We start from the raw sequence: 20,239 nt of genomic DNA, 5'->3' as shown, positions 1-20,239 counted from the left end.
GGCGGGGGTGGGCTGCGCCGCCGGGGTGCTCGGCGGGATCTCGTCGTCGCCGCCGGAGAGCGCCACGACGGTGAGCAGCAGCACGACGACCAACCCGCCGGCCGCGGCGAGCTGCATCTTGCGCGGCCAGCCCTTGACCGTGGTGACGAGCTGACCCCCGGTGGCCCGGACCTTGTCCAGAGCGTTGCCGCCCGAAGCGGCGGGTGTGGTGGCCCACGGCTGGCCGGTGCCCGGCACCGACCACTGGTTGCCGCCGCCGTAGGTGCCGCCGACGCGCTGGGTGGCCTCCGGTGCGCCGGCGAACCCGACCTGCTGGGTGGCATCGGCCGGAGTGCCGTAGCTGACCCGCTGGGTGGCGTCGGGGTGCCCGCCAGCGTCCACCCGCTGGGTGGCGTCCGCGTTGCCGCCGTAGGTGCGCCCGGCCGTCGGTCGGCCGGCGGCCGGCATCGCGCCGGTCGGCGTGTGCAGCGGGCCGGACAACGCGTCGGCGCTGGTCTCGTCGAGCCCACCGGCGGCGCCGGCCGCGCGGGCCGCCTGGGAACGCTTGCCCCGGCGCAGCGCGGCCAGCCGGTCGGTCAGCGACTCACCCGGGGCCAGCATCGCCGGGCCACCGATCTGGCTGTCCGGCTTGGGCTCCGGCTGGGCCGGCGGGAGGACAGGCACGGGGCGCTGCTGCACCGGCACCACGGCGTACGGGTCGGTGACCGAGTGCACCGCCGTCGCCGTGCTGCCCAGCGGGCCGGCGAGCAGCTCGCGCAGCATGGCCCGGGAGGTGTGCACGTCCAGTCGGCGCGCCGGGTCCTTCTCCAGCAGACCCATCAGCACGCGGGTCAGCGGGCCGCTGCGCTGCGGTGGGGCGGGCGGGTCCTCGACCACGGCGTGCATGGTCTCGATCGGGTCGCCCTTGTCGAACGGGGGCCGCCCCTCGACCGCGGTGTAGAGCGTCACGCCCAGCGAAAAGAGGTCGCTGGGCGGGCCGAACTCCTGGCCCATCGCCCGTTCGGGTGAGATGAAGTGCGGCGAGCCGAGCACCATGCCGGGCGTGGTGAGCTGCACGTCCGTGGGCATTCGGGCGACCCCGAAGTCGGTCAGCACGCAGCGCCCGTCGGCACAGATCAGCACGTTGGCGGGTTTGACGTCGCGGTGCAGTACGCCGATCGCGTGCGCGACCTCCAACGCGCCAAGCAACGCGATGCCGATCTTGGCGACGGCGCGGGGCGCGACCGGCCCGTCCTCGATCACCATGTCGGCGAGGCTGCGGGCGTCCAGCAGCTCCATCACGATCCACGGCCGGCCGGCCTCGGTGACCACGTCGTACACCTGCACCACGGCGGGGTGCTGGATGGCGGCGGCGGCGCGGGCCTCCCGCAGGGTGCGTTCGTACATCGCGTCACGGTCGCTGGGGGCCAGCCCCGGGGGCAGGACGACCTCCTTCACCGCCACGTCACGGCGCAGCAGTGTGTCTGTGGCACGCCAAACCGTGCCCATGCCGCCGTTGCCCACCGAGGACCGCAGCGAGTACCGGCCACCAATGGTGGTGCCGGGCGCCGCTCGTCCGTTGGCGGGACTAACTGGTCCGCCGCTCCACGTCGGGATCTGAGTCACAGAAAAGCCACCGGGGGAAATCGAGGGGGGCTGGGACACAACCCCCCTATCTTGCTGGTTCCGACGCCCGATGCGAAAGCCGACGCGACGGACGTTTATCGAAGTCGACAGAACGTGCCCTGTCGTTCACGTGGTGTCGACCGGTCCGGACGCACTGTGCGGTATCCCTCACCCGGTGACGTGGCCGGGCGTCCTACCATCCGGGGATGAACCAACGGCGGTCAAGTGAGTCCGGTTTCCCGATCAACGGCGTCTACACGGAGGCCGACCTTCCGGAGGACCTGGACTCCCGGCTCGGCGGCCCCGGCGAGTTCCCGTACACCCGGGGTGTCTACCCCACCATGTACACCTCCCGTCCGTGGACCATGCGCCAGTACGCCGGCTTCGGCACCGCCACCGAGTCCAACGCGCGGTACCACCAGCTGTTGCGGGCCGGCACGATGGGCCTGTCGGTAGCGTTCGACCTGCCGACCCAGATGGGTTACGACTCCGACGAGCCGATCGCGCACGGCGAGGTCGGCAAGGTGGGCGTCGCGATTGACTCCATCGAGGACATGCGGCTGCTCTTCGCCGACATCCCACTGGACAAGGTGTCCACCTCGATGACCATCAACGCGCCCGGCTCGGTGCTGCTGCTGCTCTACCAACTCGTCGCCGAGGAGAACGGGGTGCCGGGCGCGGCGCTCAACGGCACCATCCAGAACGACATCCTCAAGGAGTACATCGCCCGGGGGACGTACATCTTCCCGCCGAAGCCGTCGCTGCGCCTGGTGGCCGACACGTTCGCGTACTGCCGCAAGGAGGTGCCGAAGTGGAACACCATCTCCATCTCCGGCTACCACATGGCCGAGGCCGGCGCGACGCCCGCCCAGGAGATCGCGTTCACGCTGGCCAATGGTGTGGAGTACGTCCGGGCGGCGCTGGCCGCGGGTCTCGCCGTCGACGATTTCGCGCCCCGGCTGTCGTTCTTCTTCGTGGCCCGCACCACCCTGCTGGAGGAGGTGGCGAAGTTCCGCGCGGCCCGGCGGATCTGGGCCCGGCTGATGCGTGACGATTTCGGCGCCAAGGATCCGAAGTCGATGATGCTGCGGTTCCACACCCAGACCGCGGGCGTGCAGCTCACCGCGCAGCAGCCGGAGGTGAACCTGGTCCGGGTGGCGGTGCAGGGGTTGGCCGCCGTGCTCGGCGGCACCCAGTCGCTGCACACCAACAGCTTCGACGAGGCGATCGCGCTGCCCACCGAGAAGGCGGCCCGGCTCGCGCTGCGTACCCAGCAGGTGTTGGCCTACGAGACGGACCTGACCGCCACCGTCGACCCGTTCGCCGGCTCGTACGTGGTGGAGGCGATGACCGCCGAGATCGAGGCCGCCGCCGTCGAGTTGATGGAGCGGGTGGCTGACCACGGCTCGGCGGTCGACGCGATCGAGGCCGGGTTCCAGAAGCGGGAGATCGAGCAGTCCGCGTACCGGATCGCCCAGGAGATCGACTCGGCGGAGCGGGTGGTGGTCGGGCTCAACCGGTTCACCGTGGACGAGGAGGAGCCGTACGAGCCGCTGCGGGTCGACCCGGCGATCGAGGCGGCCCAGGCCGACCGGCTGGCCCGGCTGCGCTCCGAGCGGGACGCCGACGCGGTGGCGCGGGCGCTCGCCGATCTTCGGGCCGCCGCCGAGGGTACGGAGAACGTGCTGTACCCGATGAAGGAGGCGCTGCGGGCCCGGGCGACCGTGGGTGAGGTGTGCGGGACGCTGCGCGAGGTGTGGGGGTTGTACCGGCCCACTGACCGGTTCTGAGCGCGCGGTCACGACTGCGACCCGACGGCACGGTGTGTCCATCGGGCTCCGCGGGTATCCGGTGGGTTGGGTCGGGACGCACACCCTGTGCGCCCACGGCGGGTGGGCGCGTGTGAGCGTCCTTATCCGGCTCGTTGCGGAGTGTGGTCGGCTAATTGTCGGAGTGTCAGTTCACCACCCCGACTAATGCGACAATTTGGCAACGAGGCTCCGACTGGTGCCGGGATTCGTGACCGCCGCGTTCGGTTACGCGTTGTAGGAGGTGAGGGGCTGATGACGGCATTCGACCGTGATCTACCTGCTGTCCCTCACCTTGACGAGCGCCCTCAGCAGGGCATACGTGACTCTGTGCGGTCCGATCATTACCGTAACGAGGTTGCGCAGCGTCACCGTCGGAGGTCTAGGCTGTCTGCTGTCCCCGATGATCCATCCATTCCTAGTGATCGAGAATTCGACGTGACGAGTGCGTTGACGCTGCCCACGGGTGGCCAGCTGGCGTCGTCCTGGCCGGAGACGCCGCCCGGATCCCAGCCCCTGCCCCGCGAGCTGGACCACCTTCTCGCGCTCCGGGTACCGGGGCTGATCGCTACGCGCCGTCACATTCACTCGCACCCTGAGCTCTCCGGCAACGAGTTCGAGACGGCCGCGCTGATCGCCCGGGAGCTGTCGCTGGCCGGGCTGAACCCGCGCCTGCTGCCCAAGGGCAACGGCGTGATCTGCGACGTCAACGGCAGGCCGGACGGCCCGGTCGTGGCGCTGCGCGCCGACATCGACGCGCTGCCGCTCGACGACCCCAAGGACGTCCCGTACCGGTCGACGGTGGAGGGCGTCTGCCACGCCTGCGGGCACGACGTGCACACCTCGATCCTGCTCGGCGTCGGAATGCTGCTCGCCCAGCTCGCCGACCTCGGCGAGCTGGACGGCCGGGTCCGGCTCATCTTCCAGCCGGCCGAGGAGATCCTGCCCTGCGGTTCGCTGGAGGTCATCGAGGCCGGCGGCCTGGACGACGTGGTGCAGATCTTCGCGCTGCACTGCGACCCCAACCTGCCGGTGGGCCAGGTCGGCCTACGGGTCGGCCCGATCACCGCCGCCGCCGACAACGTGACCATCCGACTCTCCGGCCCGGGCGGGCACACCGCCCGCCCGCACCTGACCGTCGACCTGGTCGACGCGCTCGGTCGGCTGGTCACCGAGGTGCCCGCCCTGGTCAGCCGCCGGGTGCCGGCCAACAGCGGCCTGCTGCTGGTCTTCGGCCACGCCTCGGCCGGCACCCGCTACAACGTCATCCCGTCCGAGGCGAGCGCCTCCGGCACCCTCCGCGTGATGGACCGCGACACCTGGGAGAAGGCCCCCAAGATCGTCGCTCAGGTGGTGCGGGACGTGATCGCACCGACCGGGGCCACTGTCGACCTGGAATACCTGCGCGGCCGTCCGCCGGTGTGCAACGACTCCCGCGCCATCCAGGTGCTGACCGCCGCCACCTCCGCCGCACTCGGCCCGGAGGGGATCGCCGAGACACCGCAGAGCATGGGCGGCGAGGACTTCTCCTGGTACCTGGAGTACGTCCCCGGTGCCCTCGCCCGCCTCGGCGTGGGTCGCTCCGGCCCCAACGTCGACCTGCACCGGGCGAGCTTCGACGTGGACGAGCGGGCCATCGGTGTCGGCGTCCGCGTCATGGTGCAGACCGCGCTGCGGGCACTGGCGGCGGCGCGCTGACCGGCGCGACCGGAACCGCGGACTTGCGCCGCCGGCGCAGCACCACCAGCAGCACCACCAGCGGTACGCCGAACGCCACCAGCCACGGCAACAACGCGCCCAGCACCGTGAACAGAACGGTCATCGAGACGACGAACGCCTTCCAGCCGCCCCTGAGCCCGACCAGGAAGCCGGTCTCGGCCTTCTCCTCGGTGGCCTTCGCCGCCGGTCCGGCCAGCGACACGGTGATCGTGGAGAGGGCGGTCAGGTCGGCCAGGCGTCGCTTCTTGGCCTCCAGCGAGGCCAGGTCCGCCTCCCGGCGACCCAGCTCGTTCTCCAGCGACACCAGGTCGGTGATCGAGGTGGCCCGGGCCAGCAACCGGCGGGCGCTGTCCACCCGGGCCCGCTGACTGGCTATCCGAGCGTCCAGGTCGACGGTCTCCTCGGTGACGTCCTGAGTGTTGATCTCCCGGTTCTGCTGCCGACCGAGCTTCGCGATCTCCTCGACCACGCCGGTGAACCTCGCCGCCGGCACTCGCAGCTCCAACTCCGCCACCGCGTCGGCCTCGGCACTGTGCCGCTGGTCGCCGCCGACGAAGCCACCGGCCCGGGTGGCCACGGCGGCGGCCTCCCGGGCGGCCGATTCCACATCGTCCACCTGCACCCGCATCGTTCCGGTGTAGATGATCGCCCGCTGGTCGACGCGCAGGTCGGGTGCGCCGGCGCCGGCCCCCTCCGGTGCGCCCGCGGCGGCGTCCCGGCCCACCTCGCCGCCCTTGGCCGCTGGCGCCGCCACGTCCGCGTTGTCCCGGGCCCCGCTGTCGCCGGCCCCGCAGCCCGTCAGCGCCAGAGCGGCCGCCAGTGCTGTCGCCGCCAGCAGCGCACTGCGGCGTCGTCCCACCTGTCCGTCCATCCCCGCTCCCATCGTCGTCAACCGGTGTGGCGATAGCTCGGACGCGACGCACACGCCGGCTGGTTCCGGCAGACTGCGCTGAGGACGTCACGATTCGATAATCGAGGAGTCACGATGCGGCTCACCAAGTACGCCCACTCCTGCCTTCGGGTGGAACACGACGGGGGAGTGCTCGTCGTCGACCCCGGGGTGTTCAGCGACACCACGGCGGCGCTGGACGGCGCGGACGCGGTGCTGATCACCCACGCACACCCCGACCACCTCGACCTGGCAGCGGTGCGCCTCCAGCTCGACCGACAGCCGTTCCCGATCCACGGGCCCGCCTCGCTCGCGGAGGCCCTGGGCGACGGGGCCGACGTGCTGCGCCCGGTCAGTGTTGGTGAGTCGTTCACCGCCGCCGGGGTCGCCGTGCGCGCCTACGGGGGGCGGCACGCCGTGATCCACCCCGACATCCCGGTGATCGACAACCTCGGTTACCTGATCAACGACGTGGTCTACCACCCGGGCGACTCGTTGGTGGTGCCCGACGAAACCCCCGTCGACACGCTCTTCGCGCCGATCCACGCCCCCTGGTCGAAGTTCTCCGAGGTGGTCGATTTCATCCGCGCGGTCGCACCGCGGCGCGCGTTCGCCGCGCACGACGCGCTGCTCAACGACAACGGGCTGGCTGTGCTCGACCGGCAGTACGCCGCGTTGTCCGGCACCGAATACCAGCGACTGGAGCCCGGTAACCGGGTGGACGTCTGACCCGATGCCCGGCCTCTCCGCGGAGCTGGTGCAGCAGCTCTACCGCACCCCACCGGACCGGTTCGTGGCCGCCCGGGAGGCCGCCGTGGCCGAGGCCCGTCGGGCCGGCGACCAGGCCACCGCCCGACAACTGGCCCGGTTGCGTCGTCCGACGGTGGCCGCCTGGTTGGTGAACCTGCTCGCCATCCGACGGCCGGAGCTGGTCGCCGATCTGGTGCAGCTCGCCGACGCCCTGCGGTCCGCCCAGCGGGAGCTGCGCGGACCCCGGCTGCGGGAGCTGTCCGCGCAGCGCCGGGCGGTGGTCGGCGCCCTGGTCGCCGAGGTCCGCAAGCTCGCCGCGGCCGAGCCGGACGCGCCACCGGCGAACCGGCTGCCCCTGGCCGAGGTGGAGGCGACGCTGAACGCGGCGTTCTCCGACGTCGAGGTCGCCGAGCAGGTGCGGGCGGGTCGCCTGCTGCGCGCCGCCAGCTACGCCGGCTTCGGTGAGGTGCCCCGGCCCCAACTGCGGCTGGTCACCGGCGATGACGAGGAGCGCGAGGAGGAACGCCCGGCCCGCCAGCCCGGCGCCCAGCGGGGCCGTCCCGAGGCGGCACCCCCGACGGATCGGGCGGCCGAGCGGGCCGAGCGGGCCGCGCAGCGGGCAGCCCGAGCCGAGCGGGCCCGGCAGCGTCGCGCTCTGGACCGCGAGTTGGCGAAGGCCCAGGCCGACCAGGAGCGGGCCGAGGCCGAGCTGACCGAGGCGACCGGGCAGGAGCGCGACGGCGCGGCCGTACTCGATGGCCTTGAGGCGGAGCTGGCCGAGCTGGAGCGGCGGCGCGCGGTCGCCGAGCAGGATCTCAGCCGGGCCAAACTCGCTCGGCGTGCCGCCGAACGTGCGGTCACCGTGGCTCGAAGGCGCGCCGGGGAGGTCGAGGCGGCGGTCGAGGCACTGGCGGCCGAAGAGGGGGATGCGGACGCGGGCGCTGGCGCGGCAGACTGACCATTGATGGACGACGACGAGTGCGCGGGCCGCGCACGGCGGGTGGCCGAGGGTCGGGGCGTGGTCGTGCTCGGCGGGTCGGGTTGCCCGAGAGGGGCACCACTGTGACTCCGGAGCAGGTCGCAGCCGCCAGTAAGCCCGTCGTGCTCGACCTGGGCGACGCCTTCAGTCGGGACCCGACCACGTTGCGCCGGGCCCGACTGCTCGGCATCTCCGGGTGGGCCTTCTACATCAGTGGCCGGGCCGGCGCGCTCGGCGACGTGCGGGCCGAGACGGCCGCCGCCGCCCTCGGGTTCATCGCCCCGGACGCGGTCGCCGACGGTTGGGATGCCGCCGCCCGGGTCGTCCCGCCGTTCCAGGTGGCCGCCGCGAGCCTCGCCGAATGCTGCCGGTGGGGGGCGCAGCAACTCGGCCCCCTGCCCGACGCCGAACGCCTTGCGGCGCTCGTCGAACGGGCCGTCGTCGCGGCGGAGGCCAGCGGGATGCCGCTCTTCGCCGCGTGGCGGGCCATGCCGCTTCCGGATCTCTCTCCCGGCGCTCGCAGTGCCGCCGGGCTGCGGTTGCTCCGGGAACACTTCACCGGCGCCTACCTGTTGGCGGTACGCGCCGCCGGGATGACCCCGCTGGAGGCCGTGCTGGCCGGGCCGGAGGGCGAGGCCGGGGCGGTGGCCTGCGGCTGGCCGCCGCCGTACCCGCCGATCGGGCCGCTGGTGCGCCGCCGACTCTGGGCGGAGGCGGTGACCAACCGGCTGGCCGCGCCGGCGTTCACCGCCCTCGGCCCCGCCGACGGCGCGGAGTTGGTGGAGTTGCTGCACCGCACCCGGATCGACCTGGCCTGAGCCTCCCGCCAGGCAGAAAATGGGCGGCGCCCCGGCGGCTCGGCTGCCAGGATGTCCTGCCGTGACCCTTCCTGCTGGTTGGACAACGCGCCGGCCCACGCTCGACGACGTGCCGGCGATCCTCGCGGTGGTGCACGCCGCCGACACCTTCGCCATCGGCCATCCCGACTTCGACGCCGAGGACGTCGCGGCGGCGCTGACCGCCCCCAACGTCGACCCGACCCGGGATTCCTGGTTGGCGATCGACCCGGACGACAGCGTGGTCGGCTGGGCGACGGTGGACAACCCGACCGGGGTGGGCCGCGAGTTCGTGGAGGTCTACGTCGATCCGGGGCGCGCTGCCGCCGTCCGCGCGCCGTTGCTGGTTCGCCAACTGGACCGGGTCGCCGAGCGCGCGGCGGAGCGGGGGCTGCCGTCGCTCACCGTCCGCTGCGCGGTCTTCGCCCCGGAACGGGACTGGGAACGTGCCCTGCGCGCGCTCGGGTTCGCCCGCGTCAAGCGGTACGTCCGGATGAGCCGACCGTTGGACGACCTGCCCGACGAGCCGGCCGATGCGCCGGCCGTGACGGTGCGACAGGTCCGCCCGGACGACGAGACCGACCTGGTGGCGTTCCACCGGATCTACCAGGCCGCCTTCGGCGACACCCCGGATCACGAGCCGTTGTCGTACGAGCGGTGGCGGGCCCGGATCGGCGACCTGACCGCCTGGGACGAGTGGTTCGTCGCCGAGGTGGACGGGGTGCCGGTCGGCGCGTTGCAGTCCTCGGATCAGGCGCTCGACCAGCAGTCGGGCTGGGTGAAGAGTCTGTCGGTGCTGTCCGCGTACCGTCGCCGGGGTGTGGGTGCGGCGCTGCTGCGCCGCGCCTTCGCCCGGTACGCCGAGAAGGGGCGGAAGGCGGCCGGCCTGGGCGTCGACCTCACCAACCCGACCGCCCCGCTGTCGCTCTACCGGTCGGTGGGCCTGCGGGAAACCCAGTGGACCGACATGTACGAACTTTTCGTCCCGGCGGCCGGTGTGTGATTGACGACCCCGGTCCGGCCCGACCGGCGGGGTGTTCGACAGCGGTAGCAGACTGGACGGGTGCGATACGCGCTGCTACGCCGACGCGGTGCCGGTGGGGCGGGCCCGCAGCTCGGTCACGTAGTCGTCCGGGGCGCCCGCCTTCTCGGCGGCGTTCGCGATCTCCGACAGGTACCACGAGGTCGGCAGGCCACCCTCGTACCCGTTGAAGACGTAGATCCACGCGGTCACGTCGCCGTCGAGGGTGGAGACCCGGACGTGCAGCTTGCGGTACGTCCCGGCGGTCACCCCCTCGATCTCGTCGAGCTGACCCGCGTCGTACGGGTGGATGTCGTAGAGCGCCACGAAGACCCGGTCACCGGGAGACTCGACCAGGGTGCTCACCGCACCCTCCCAGCCGATCACGTCCGCCCCGGCGAAGGTCAGCCGCCAGCCCTCCAGCCAGCCGGTGCCCACCATCGGCGAATGCGGACAGTAGGCGCGCATCCGGGCGGGGTCGAGATTTGAGCCGTAGGCGGCGTGATGACGCACGGCGATGACGATAGCCCGGCCGACGGGTGGGGGAGAATACGACAGTGCGTGTCGAATGCGTTCGGGAGAAGAAAGTCACTGTGAGCATTTACGAAGGGCGAACGCTGTGAGCCGGATCGTGATCATCGGCGGGGGGCCGGCCGGGTACGAGGCGGCACTGGTCGCCGCCCAGCTGGACGCCGATGTCACCGTGGTGGAAGCCGACGGCGCCGGCGGTGCCTGCGTGCTCTCCGACTGCGTACCGTCGAAGACCTTCATCGCCAGCTCGGGGGTGGTCACCGGCTACCGGGACACCGAGGAGTTCGGGGTGCACTCGGACGGCCTGGAGGCGGTCACCGTCGACGCGCGGGCGGTGCACGAGCGGGTCAAGCGGCTGGCCCTGGCGCAGTCCGCGGACATCCACGCCAAGCTGCTGAAGGCGGGGGTCACCTTCGTGGCCGGCACCGCCCGACTCGGCGAGGACTCCCTCGGGCACACCCACCGGGTCGTCGTCAGCCCCGCCGACGGTGGCGAGGAGTACTCGATCGACGCGTCCACCGTGCTGGTGGCCACCGGTTCGACCCCCCGCCAGCTGCCCACCGCCGTACCGGACGGTGAGCGCATCCTGACCTGGCGACAGGTGTACGACCTGCCGGAGCTGCCCGAGCACCTGATCGTGGTCGGGTCCGGCGTGACCGGTGCGGAGTTCGCCAGCGCGTACCTGGCGATGGGGGTCGAGGTGACCCTGGTCTCCAGTCGGGACCGGGTGATGCCCCACGAGGACGCGGACGCCGCCTCCGCGATCGAGCGGGTGTTCCGCAGCCGGGGCATGGAGATCCTCAACAACTCCCGGGCCGACGCGGTCCGGCGTACCGCCGACGGCGTCGAGGTGGAGCTCTCCGACGGCCGTAAGGTGACCGGCTCGCACGCGCTGATCACCGTCGGTTCGATCCCGAACACGGCAAACCTGGGCCTGACCGAGTACGGGGTGCAGCTGGGTCGGGGCGGCTACGTGACAGTCGACCGGGCTTCCCGGACCAACGTGCCCGGCATCTACGCCGCCGGCGACTGCACGGGTGTGCTGCTGCTGGCCAGCGTCGCCGCCATGCAGGGCCGGATCGCCATGTGGCACGCGTTGGGTGAGGCGGTCCGCCCGTTGCGGCTGCGTACCGTCGCGGCGAACGTCTTCACCGACCCGGAGCTGGCCACCGTGGGTGTCTCGCAGGACGAGGTCGATGCGGGCAAGGTGCCGGCCCGGCAGGTGATGCTGCCGCTGGCGGGCAACGCCCGGGCCAAGATGGACGACCTCTCCGACGGCTTCGTGAAGCTGTTCTGCCGGCCGGCGAGCGGTCAGGTGGTCGGCGGTGTGGTGGTCGCTCCGAAGGCCAGCGAGCTGATCCTGCCCATCACGATGGCGGTGGAGAACAACCTCACCGTCAACGAGCTGGCCCAGACGATCACCATCTACCCGAGCCTGTCCGGCTCGATCACCGAGGCGGCCCGCCAGCTCATGCTGCACGAGCTGGAGTAGCCACCCCCCTTTTCGTCCGATCATGGAGTTGTGGTGGGTGGTTCACGCCGCGATGCCCCTCTGGTGACTCGCCACAACTCCATGATCGACGACCGCGCGGGTCTGGCTCAGCGCGATGGTTGCCAGCACTGCCACCTCGGTGAGGATGAGCAGCCGCTCGGCCAGGCCGATCAGTAGACGGTCGCCGGGGTAGGCGGACCAGATCATCGCCGCCGCCAGGGTCAGGCTCAGCAGGACGAGGGCGCGTAGCGTCCCGGCGACCGGCGCCAGGTCGGACCGACGGGCGAGCAGCCAACCGGCCGCCGGCAGGGCCAGAAAGGCGACCACCGAGGCGTACCGGTGCACGTAGGCCGCCGTGGTCATGGCGGTGCCCGGTTCGTTCGTCGGCACCACCGCGGCCAGCAGCAGCCCGGTCACCCACGCGCCGAGCAGCAGTTCCGCAGCCGGGCCGGGCCGGGTCGGCGCGGTGCGGCGGAGCCCGTACAGCAGCGCCACGGTGGCGAGCCCGAGCACCACCATGGCGATGTCGATGACGCCGCCCCGGTCGGAGACCGCGAAGTCGCTGATGGTCAACGCCCACGGGTCGAGGTCGTCGTTGACTTCGAGGTGGCCGATCACGGTGAGCAGCGCCGCCAGGGCGATTCCGCCCAGGGCCAGCAGGCCGGTACTCCGGGTTCCAGGCATACCTCAGCCTGTCGCCGCGGACACCCCAGCCGAATCCGGGACGGCCACGGAGTTATCCCCCCGGAACAACCCCTAGAGGTCCCGGACGTTGGGGCACTCAGTCGATGGGGACGTCGACTGTGGCGACTGCGGCGGCGGCGCGGGCGTGGCGGGCGCTGACCACTGTCATCGCCCAGCCGGCAGCGGCGAAGCCGGCCGCCGCGGCGGTGGCGATGATGGCCAGCCGCCAGGCCGACTCGGTCAGCGCGGTGCCGCCCAGGTGCCCGACCAGGGCGCCGTAGGTGGCCCAACCCAGCGCGGCGACGGCCTCGTAGAGCGCGAACAGGCGGTACGGGTAGCGACTGCGCCCGGCCGAGAAACAGGCCGCCATCCGACCGCCGGGCACGAACCGACAGAGCAGGATGACCAGCGGCCCGGGTTGTCGCAGCCCCTGGGTGACCCGGCTGGCCACCCGCCGTGCGCGGCTCAGCTCGGCGTGCCGGGGTGCCCGCCGGTCCGGCGCCTTCCGCCCGAGCAGGTAGCAGGCGAGGTCGCCGGCGAATACGCCGAGCGCGCCGACAGCGATGGTGACCGGCAGGCTGAGCCCGCCGTACACGGTGAGCGCACCACTGGTGATCATGACGATCTGGGTGGGAATCACCGGTACGAAGGCGTCCGCGATCAGCAGAGCGAGCAGCACCAGGTACGCCCACGTCGGCGATGCGACGTCAGTCAGAAGTTCGGGCACGCCTGCCACCTCGCCGGATGCGGCCAATTGGGTGTCTTGAGCCTGACGTCGTGTCCGGCGTCACGGTGGACGGCCCCGGCCCGTCGTGACCGTCGACACCACTGGGCCACCCAGCTACAACGAGACTGATCGTTGCCGGGTGACGGGCTCGGGGGCCGGGTCCACCCGTTCGAGGCGGGCGGCGGATCGGCGTTCGTCGGCGTACCGTTGTCGGCGCGGCCACGCCCGTCGGGTCCCCCGTTCCTGACGATTCGGCCGCCAGGGCCGCCGGCGGGTCCCGCGCCGGCGGCCCACCCCTCCGTCCGAAATAGGGGTGCGTCCCCGATCGTCGCGCGGGTACGGTCGCCACATGCGCAGCGCGGTAGCAAGGACCACGACGCCGGGTATCCCCGGCGTGCCGCTCTGACGTAACCACCGTCGACCAGGCCCCGGGGCGATCCGCCCCCGAGGGCAGCGCGCCGTTCGGAGCTCAGGTCGCCTCCGGGTCGTACCCGATCCAGGAGCCCGACATGATCGACCACCGTAGGCTCGGCCGCGAGTTGGACCTCTTCGTCTCCGATCCGCTGGCCGGTGCCGGCCTGCCGATCTGGCTGCCGGCCGGCGCCGCCGCCCGGCACGCCGTCGAGGAGTACGTCCGGGAGCTGGAGCGCCGCTCCGGCCACCAGCACGTCTACTCGCCGCCGCTGGGCAAGCGGGAACTCTTCGAACTCTCCGGTCATCTCGGCTACTTCGCCGACGACATGTTCCCGCCGATGCGGCTGAGCGCCGACGACGAGTTCGTGCTCCGGCCGGCGCTCTGCCCGCACCACGCGTTGGTCTTCCGGGCGCGGGGCCGTTCCTACCGCGAGCTGCCGTTGCGGATCGCTGAGCTGGGCGGAATGTACCGCTCGGAGCGCTCGGGCGTGCTCGGTGGGCTGTCCCGGGTCCGCGCCATCTCGCTCAACGACGCGCACATCTTCTGCGCCCCCGAGCAGGTCGGCGCGGAGGTCGTCGAGATCCTCGGGCTGATCCGTGAGGCGCACGCCGCGCTCGGCGTCCGGCCGGCCGGGTTCCGGCTGTCGCTGCGCGGCCCGGGCGAGAAGTACGTCGGCGACGACGCGCAGTGGGCCCGCGCCGAGGAGTTGCTCCGGGAGGCGCTGGCCGGGGTGGAGTACGTCGAGGCGCCGGGGGAGGCCGCCTTCTACGGCCCGAAGATCGACATTCAGATCGTCGACGCCGCTGGTCGCGAGTCGACCATCTCCACCATCCAGGTGGACTTCGACAAGCCGGAACGGTTCGACCTGTCGTACACCGACTCGGACGGCAGCCGGCGTCGCCCGGTCATGGTGCACCGCAGCCTGGTCGGCAGCATGGAGCGGTTGTTCGCGTACCTCATCGAGGTGCACGAGGGGGCGTTCCCGGCCTGGTACGCGCCCGTGCAGTTGGTGCTGCTGCCGGTCGACGACGGCCAGGCCGACGCGGCGGCCGACCTGGCCCGGCGGGCGCGTGACGTCGGCCTGCGGGTCGAGGTCGACGTCGCCGGTTCGCTGGGCTCCCGGGTCCGGGACGCGGCCCGCCGCCGCGTCCCGTACCTCGGGGTGTTGGGTGCCCGGGAAGCTGCCGACGGGCACCTCGCGCTGCGCCTGCGCGGCGGCCACGCCCTGGCCCCGATGCCCGCCGACGCCGCGCTCGCCCTGATCGGCGGGCAGGTCGCGGCCCGGGCGGCCGACCTGCTGCCGCCCGGCTGACCGTCCGGGGCGGACCGTTGCGCGCATGGCGGTCCGCCCTAGACCGACGCCGGTTGGGCGGCCGGTTCCTGGTCGACCACCGCGCCGGTGAACTGTGAGCGGTAGAGCCGGTGGTACGCGCCCTGGGCGGCGAGCAACTGCTCGTGGGTGCCCTGCTCGACGATCCGACCGTTCTCCATCATCAGGATCAGGTCGGCGTCGCGGATGGTGGAGAGCCGGTGCGCGATGACGAAGCTGGTCCGGTCCGAGCGCAGCGCGGCCATCGCCCGTTGCAGGAGCACTTCGGTGCGGGTGTCCACCGAACTGGTTGCCTCGTCCAGGATCAGCAGGGACGGCTCGGCGAGGAACGCCCGCGCGATGGTGATGAGCTGCTTCTCGCCGGCGCTGACGTTGCTGCCCTCCTCGTCGATGACCGTGTCGTAGCCGTCGGGCAGGCTGTGCACGAACCGGTCCACGAAGGTGGCGCGGGCCGCGGCGAGGATCTCCTCCTCGGTCGCGTCCGGCCGCCCGTAGGCGATGTTGTCCCGGATGGTCCCGCCGAAGAGCCAGGTGTCCTGGAGCACCATGCCGATCCGGCCGCGCAGGTCGTCGCGGCGCATCGTCGTGATGTCCACCCCGTCGAGCGTGATCCGGCCGGCGTCCAGCTCGTAGAACCGCATCACCAGGTTGACCAGGGTGGTCTTGCCGGCGCCGGTCGGGCCGACGATGGCCACCGTGTGGCCGGGTTCGGCGACCAGCGACAGGTCGTCGATGAGCGGCTTGTCCGGCTCGTAGCGGAACGAGACGTGCTCGAACTCGACCCGACCGTGCGGGTCGGTGACCCGGGCCGGCTCGACCGGGTCGGGGGTCTGCTCGTCCGCGTCGAGCACGGCGAAGACCCGCTCGGCCGAGGCCACCCCGGACTGGAGCAGGTTGGCCATCGAGGCGAGTTGGGTGAGCGGCTGGGTGAACTGGCGGGAGTACTGGATGAACGCCTGCACGTCGCCGAGGCTCATCGTGCCGGAGGCGACCCGCAGGCCACCGACCACGGCGATCGCCACGTAGCTCAGGTTTCCGATGAACATCATCGATGGCATGATGATTCCGGAGATGAACTGCGCCCCGAAGCTGGCCCGGAACAACTCCTCGTTCTTCGCGTGGAACGCGGCCTCGACCTCACGCTGCCGGCCGAAGACCTTCACCAGCTCATGACCGGTGTACGCCTCCTCGATCTGGCCGTTCAACTCGCCGGTGTGCGTCCACTGGGCGATGAACTGCTTCTGCGAACGCTTGGCGATGCGTTGGGTGACCAGCACCGACAGCGGCACCGCGACCAGGGCCACCAGGGCCAGCACCGGCGAGATCCAGAACATCACGGCCAGCACCCCGATGACGGTCAGCAGCGAGGTGAGGAGCTGGCTGAGGGTCTGCTGGAGGCTGGTGGAGATGTTGTCGATGTCGTTGGTGACCCGGCTGAGCAACTCTCCGCGCGGTTGCCGGTCGAAGTAGGGCAGCGGCAGCCGGTTGAGCTTCTCTTCAACCTCGGCGCGCAGCCGCAGCACGGTGCGCTGGACGACGCCGTTGAGCAGCCAGCCCTGCCACCAGGAGAGCACGCTCGCCGCCAGGTAGAGCCCGAGCGCCAGCAGCAGCACCCGGCTCAGGGCGGTGAAGTCGATGCCCACCCCGGGCACCACGTCCATCCGGGCCAGCATGTCGGCGAAGCTGTTGTTGCCGCTGGCCCGGGCCGCCGCGACGGCCTGTTCGGCGGTGGTGCCGGCGGGCAGTTGCCGGCCGATCACCCCACTGAAGATCAGGTCGGTGGCGTGGCCGAGGATCTTCGGCCCGGCCACGCTGAACCCGACGCTCACCACTGCCAACGTGATGATCGCGGCCAGGTGCAGCCGGTGCGAGCGCAGCCGGCCGAGCAACCGGCGGGCCGACGGCCCGAAGTTCATCGACTTCTCGGCGGGCATCCCGGCGCCCATCCACGCCGGGCCGCCGCCCTGCCGGCCGGGCGGCAGCCGCTTCGGCGTCGCCGCACCGCTGCCGGTTCCCGTCGCGCGTTCCCCGCCGGGTTGCTGCGCGGTCTCATCCGGCGTCCGTCCGTCGCCGGCCGGCTTCTGACTGGGTACGGCCGCGGTGCGCGGCTCGTCACGCTCGCTCATGCCGCCACCTCCGTCGTCTGCTGCGAGGCCACGATCTCGGCGTACGTCGGGCAGGTCTCCAACAGCTCCGCGTGTCGTCCCACTCCGACGACCCCTCCGTCCTCAAGAACGATGATCTGGTCGGCGTCGATGATCGTGGAGACCCGCTGGGCCACGATCACCACCGCCGACTCTGCGGTGACCGGCCGAAGTGCCGCTCGCAGCCGTGCGTCGGTGCCCAGGTCGAGCGCGGAGAACGAGTCGTCGAAGAGGTAGATCTCCGGCTGCCGGACCAGGGCTCGTGCGATCGCCAGGCGCTGCCGTTGCCCACCGGAGACGGTGGTGCCGCCCTGTGCGATCGGGGCGTCCAGCCCGCCGGGCATCTGGGCCACGAAGTCCCGGGCCTGGGCGATCTCCAGCGCCGTCCAGAGCTCCTCGTCGGTGGCGTCCGGGTTTCCGTAGCGCAGGTTGCTGGCGACCGTCCCGGTGAACAGGTACGGCCGTTGCGGCACCAGCCCGATACGTCGCCACAGCTCGTCCGGTGCCAACTCCCGCACGTCCACCCCGTCGACCAGCACCGCGCCAGCGGTCACGTCGACCAGGCGGGGAATCAGCGACAGCAGGGTCGTCTTGCCCGCGCCGGTGCTGCCGATGATCGCCGTGGTGGTGCCCGGGGTCGCCCGGAAGGAGATGTCGCGCAGCACCGGCTCCACCGCGCCGGGGTACTGGAAGCGCACCCCGCGCAGTTCCAGTTCGGCTCGGGTGGGCAACTCGGTGACCGGCGCGGTGGCCGGGACCACTGAGGAGTCGGTGTCCAGCACCTCGACGATCCGCTCGGCGCAGACCGCCGCCCGCGGCACCATCATCAGCATGAAGGTGGCCATCATGACCGCCATCAGGATCTGCATCAGGTACTGCAGGAACGCGGTGAGCGCGCCGACCTGGATCGCGCCGGCGTCCACCCGCTGCGCGCCGAACCAGAGCACCGCCACGCTGGAGACGTTCAGCACCAGCATGACCACCGGGAAGATCAACGCCAGCAGTCGACCGGTACGCAGCGCGGTAGCGGTCAGGTCGGCGTTGGCGACGGCGAAGCGGTCCGTCTCGTACGGCTCGCGGACGAACGCGCGGACCACCCGGATGCCGGTGATCTGCTCCCGCAGCACCCGGTTGACCGTGTCGATGCGGGTCTGCATCAGCCGGAAGCCCGGCACCATCCGGCGGATGATCGAGCCGAGGGCGATGGCCAGCACCGGCACGCTGACCAGCATCAGCCAGGAGAGCCCGACGTCCTCGCGCAGCGCCATGAACACCCCGCCGACGCTCATGATCGGTGCGGCGACCAGCATCGTGCAGCTCATCAGCACGAGCATCTGCACCTGCTGCACGTCGTTGGTGTTGCGGGTGATCAGCGACGGTGCCCCGAACCGGGCGACCTCGCGGGCGGAGAAGCTGTTGACGTGCCCGAACAGTTCGGCGCGTACGTCGCGGCCGAAGCCCATCGCGACCCGGGCGCCCAGGTAGACGGCGGCGATCGAACACACGATCTGGATCAGGCTGACCAGCAGCATCCAGCCGCCGGTGTGCACGATGTAGTCGGTGTCGCCGCGGGCCACGCCCTGGTCGATGATGTCCGCGTTGAGGCTGGGTAGGTAGAGCGAGGCCATGGTGCCCACGAACTGGAGCAGCACGACCGCCAGCAACGGTCTCTGATAGGTGCGCAGTTGGCCGCGCAGGAGTCGGATCAGCACGCCGGGTCCTTCGTTTCGGTAGGGCGTCCGGTCATCCGCGGGTCGTCTCCGCTGCCGATGACCTCAAGCAGGAACTCCCGGATCACCTGGGCCTTCGCCGGGTCGGCGTCGACCGAGGTGAGTGGCCGTCCGGAGTGCATGAGCGCACCGAGCGCGGCCACCCGCTCCCGACCGGCGGGGGTGATGGCGAGTCGGATGCTGCGCCGGTCGCTGTCGTCGCGCTGCCGCTCGACCAGACCGTCGCGCTCGAGTGTGTCGACGATGCCGGTCAGGGTCGCCGGGCGGACGAACCCCTTCTCGGCGACCTTCCGGTGGGGTAGCTCGCCGTGTCGAGCGAGCGTCATCAGGGTGATCATGCCGGCCTGGGTGAGGCCGTGCTCCTCGGCGAGGTAGCGGTTCCACCGCTGCCCGACCAGGTGCCCGGCCACCACCAGCAGTCGGCCGAGCGGCACGTCCTGGAGGGTCACGAGTTCCACGAAAAGTAGATTAGCCCCCTGATAGTCAGGCACCAAACGAAATTCCCGTGGCGGCGGCCACGAACACGACCTGCATTGCGGTGCGCTGCCCGAGCGGGGTGACCGGCCGGCCGCCGAGGGTCAGCTGCCGACGGGCGGCCGAGACGTTGGCCGGAAACATGGCGAGCATGAGCAGGCCGAGTCCGGCCGCCGCCACCCGGGCGGTCGCCGGGAGCAGCAGGCCGACCGCGCCGACCAGCTCCAGTACACCGGTGACGGTGACCAGCAGATCCGGCCGGGGCAGTCGGGGCGGGACCATCGCGATCAATCCGGCGCGCCGCCGTCCTGCGAAGTGCGCGACGGCGGTCAGCGCGAACATCACGGCCAGCCCGACGCGCAGCGCGGCGATCCAGCCGTCGAGTGCGGCGATGCCGGCCAGGCCGGCGAGTCGGGCCAGTGCGGTGCCGGCGATCAGGGCGATCAGGGGTGCCATCGGAATCCTCCTCGTGACGAACTTGTCAGTGGCAAGATTGCACGATGCAGTGACATCTTGTCAATGACAAGATTAGGATCGGGGGGTGACCGACTCGCGCACGTACCACCACGGAGACCTGCGCCGCGCACTGCTCGCCGCAGCGCTGGAGGCCATCGATGAGGTGGGGCCCGCCGCGTTGAGCCTGCGCGATCTGGCCCGTCGGGCCGGTGTCTCGCACGCCGCTCCCGCGCACCACTTCGGCGACAAGGCGGGCCTGCTCACCGCGCTCGCCGCGCAGGGCTTCGACCTGCTGGCCCAGGCGTTGACCGCGGCGGATGGCGACCCGCTGGAGGCCGGCGTCGCCTACGTCGACTTCGCCGTCACGCGCCGCGCGTACTTCGAAGTGATGTTCCGGCCGGAGTTCTACCGGGCCGACGACGCCGAGCTGATCGCCGCCCGGGCTCGGGCCGGTGCCGTACTCCGCGCCGGGGTGGCGGCGCTACCCACCGGCAGCGCGCCCGTCGACCCCGGCCGGGACGCGCTCGCGGCCTGGTCGATCGCGCACGGTTTCGCCACCCTCTGGCTGGCCGGCGTACTGCCTGACCGGGTGGGCGACAACCCTCGCGACGCAGCCCGCACCGTGCTACGCCGACTGGCAACCTGACAC

Annotated in this window: 18 protein-coding genes; 9 read left to right on the top strand and 9 right to left on the bottom strand. The window is 71.8% G+C overall.

Annotated features, from left to right (window positions below):
• The coding region (locus DLJ59_RS29210) for a serine/threonine-protein kinase (RefSeq protein ID WP_148096977.1) at positions 1 to 1,605 on the bottom strand (1,605 nt) is incomplete at its 3' end.
• Between the two features lie 206 nt (positions 1,606 to 1,811).
• On the opposite strand from DLJ59_RS29210, the gene DLJ59_RS29205 reads away from it, so the two are divergent.
• Together DLJ59_RS29205 and DLJ59_RS29200 are read left to right on the top strand one after the other, a co-directional pair.
• On the top strand, positions 1,812 to 3,395 hold the full coding sequence (locus tag DLJ59_RS29205; RefSeq protein WP_124776566.1) for an acyl-CoA mutase large subunit family protein: 1,584 nt from the start codon (positions 1,812 to 1,814) through the stop codon (positions 3,393 to 3,395).
• A 456-nt stretch (positions 3,396 to 3,851) separates the two neighbouring features.
• The gene (locus DLJ59_RS29200) at positions 3,852 to 5,111 is read left to right on the top strand and encodes an amidohydrolase (protein WP_124776564.1); all 1,260 of its coding nucleotides are present in this window, start codon (positions 3,852 to 3,854) and stop codon (positions 5,109 to 5,111) included.
• Here DLJ59_RS29200 and DLJ59_RS29195 read toward each other — a convergent pair.
• Positions 5,068 to 6,024, bottom strand: coding sequence for a DUF4349 domain-containing protein (locus tag DLJ59_RS29195; RefSeq protein WP_208648872.1), 957 nt, complete (start codon positions 6,022 to 6,024; stop codon positions 5,068 to 5,070). The genes DLJ59_RS29200 and DLJ59_RS29195 overlap by 44 nt on opposite strands.
• Before the next feature lie 93 nt (positions 6,025 to 6,117).
• Here DLJ59_RS29195 and DLJ59_RS29190 point away from each other — a divergent pair, with 93 nt between their 5' ends.
• The 4 genes from DLJ59_RS29190 (at position 6,118) to DLJ59_RS29175 (ending at position 9,589) form a co-directional block, all read left to right on the top strand.
• Positions 6,118 to 6,750, top strand: a complete 633-nt coding sequence (locus DLJ59_RS29190) for an MBL fold metallo-hydrolase (protein WP_124776560.1) — start codon at positions 6,118 to 6,120, stop codon at positions 6,748 to 6,750.
• Between the two features lie 4 nt (positions 6,751 to 6,754).
• The gene (locus DLJ59_RS29185; protein WP_124776558.1) at positions 6,755 to 7,729 is read left to right on the top strand and encodes a coiled-coil domain-containing protein; all 975 of its coding nucleotides are present in this window, start codon (positions 6,755 to 6,757) and stop codon (positions 7,727 to 7,729) included.
• A 104-nt stretch (positions 7,730 to 7,833) separates the two neighbouring features.
• Complete coding sequence (locus tag DLJ59_RS29180) at positions 7,834 to 8,568, top strand: SCO6745 family protein (RefSeq protein WP_124776556.1); 735 nt, start codon at positions 7,834 to 7,836, stop codon at positions 8,566 to 8,568.
• Positions 8,569 to 8,629: 61 nt separating this feature from the next.
• On the top strand, positions 8,630 to 9,589 hold the full coding sequence (locus tag DLJ59_RS29175) for a GNAT family N-acetyltransferase (RefSeq protein WP_124776554.1): 960 nt from the start codon (positions 8,630 to 8,632) through the stop codon (positions 9,587 to 9,589).
• Positions 9,590 to 9,664: 75 nt separating this feature from the next.
• On the opposite strand, the gene DLJ59_RS29170 is transcribed toward DLJ59_RS29175, so the two are convergent.
• A complete protein-coding gene (locus DLJ59_RS29170) occupies positions 9,665 to 10,120 on the bottom strand; it encodes a gamma-glutamylcyclotransferase family protein (RefSeq protein WP_112588201.1) in 456 nt (151 codons plus the stop codon).
• Positions 10,121 to 10,226: 106 nt separating this feature from the next.
• On the opposite strand from DLJ59_RS29170, the gene DLJ59_RS29165 reads away from it, so the two are divergent.
• Positions 10,227 to 11,630, top strand: coding sequence for an NAD(P)H-quinone dehydrogenase (locus DLJ59_RS29165; RefSeq protein ID WP_124776552.1), 1,404 nt, complete (start codon positions 10,227 to 10,229; stop codon positions 11,628 to 11,630).
• 42 nt (positions 11,631 to 11,672) lie between these two features.
• Here DLJ59_RS29165 and DLJ59_RS29160 read toward each other — a convergent pair whose 3' ends face one another.
• Both DLJ59_RS29160 and DLJ59_RS29155 read right to left on the bottom strand, forming a co-directional pair.
• Positions 11,673 to 12,314, bottom strand: a complete 642-nt coding sequence (locus DLJ59_RS29160) for a DUF998 domain-containing protein (RefSeq protein ID WP_124776550.1) — start codon at positions 12,312 to 12,314, stop codon at positions 11,673 to 11,675.
• Positions 12,315 to 12,411: 97 nt separating this feature from the next.
• Positions 12,412 to 13,041 carry a DedA family protein gene (locus tag DLJ59_RS29155; RefSeq protein WP_124776548.1) on the bottom strand — a complete coding sequence of 210 codons (630 nt, stop codon included), beginning with the start codon at positions 13,039 to 13,041 and terminating at the stop codon, positions 12,412 to 12,414.
• A gap of 509 nt (positions 13,042 to 13,550) precedes the next feature.
• Between DLJ59_RS29155 and thrS the strand changes: the two genes are divergently transcribed.
• Positions 13,551 to 14,768, top strand: coding sequence for a threonine--tRNA ligase (thrS, locus tag DLJ59_RS29150; protein ID WP_124776546.1), 1,218 nt, complete (start codon positions 13,551 to 13,553; stop codon positions 14,766 to 14,768).
• A 38-nt stretch (positions 14,769 to 14,806) separates the two neighbouring features.
• On the opposite strand, the gene DLJ59_RS29145 is transcribed toward thrS, so the two are convergent.
• The 4 genes from DLJ59_RS29145 to DLJ59_RS29130 all read right to left on the bottom strand — a co-directional run bounded on the left by DLJ59_RS29145 (position 14,807) and on the right by DLJ59_RS29130 (position 19,590).
• A complete protein-coding gene (locus DLJ59_RS29145; RefSeq protein WP_208648873.1) occupies positions 14,807 to 16,720 on the bottom strand; it encodes an ABC transporter ATP-binding protein in 1,914 nt (637 codons plus the stop codon).
• 188 nt (positions 16,721 to 16,908) lie between these two features.
• Positions 16,909 to 18,642, bottom strand: a complete 1,734-nt coding sequence (locus DLJ59_RS29140) for an ABC transporter ATP-binding protein (RefSeq protein ID WP_124776544.1) — start codon at positions 18,640 to 18,642, stop codon at positions 16,909 to 16,911.
• Positions 18,636 to 19,118 carry a MarR family winged helix-turn-helix transcriptional regulator gene (locus tag DLJ59_RS29135; protein ID WP_124776542.1) on the bottom strand — a complete coding sequence of 161 codons (483 nt, stop codon included), beginning with the start codon at positions 19,116 to 19,118 and terminating at the stop codon, positions 18,636 to 18,638. Before DLJ59_RS29135 ends, DLJ59_RS29140 begins: the two co-directional genes overlap by 7 nt.
• A 25-nt stretch (positions 19,119 to 19,143) precedes the next feature.
• Entirely contained in the window at positions 19,144 to 19,590 is a 447-nt protein-coding gene (locus DLJ59_RS29130; RefSeq protein ID WP_124776540.1) for a DoxX family protein, read from the bottom strand.
• Positions 19,591 to 19,675: 85 nt separating this feature from the next.
• Here DLJ59_RS29130 and DLJ59_RS29125 point away from each other — a divergent pair, with 85 nt between their 5' ends.
• Complete coding sequence (locus tag DLJ59_RS29125) at positions 19,676 to 20,236, top strand: TetR/AcrR family transcriptional regulator (protein WP_124776538.1); 561 nt, start codon at positions 19,676 to 19,678, stop codon at positions 20,234 to 20,236.
• Positions 20,237 to 20,239 lie beyond the last annotated feature (3 nt).

The sequence above is a fragment of the Micromonospora inaquosa genome, assembly GCF_003857055.1.
Lineage (GTDB): Bacteria > Actinomycetota > Actinomycetes > Mycobacteriales > Micromonosporaceae > Micromonospora > Micromonospora inaquosa.
Note: the sequence above shows the minus strand (reverse complement) of the source record. Positions and strands in the feature narration are given on the sequence as shown.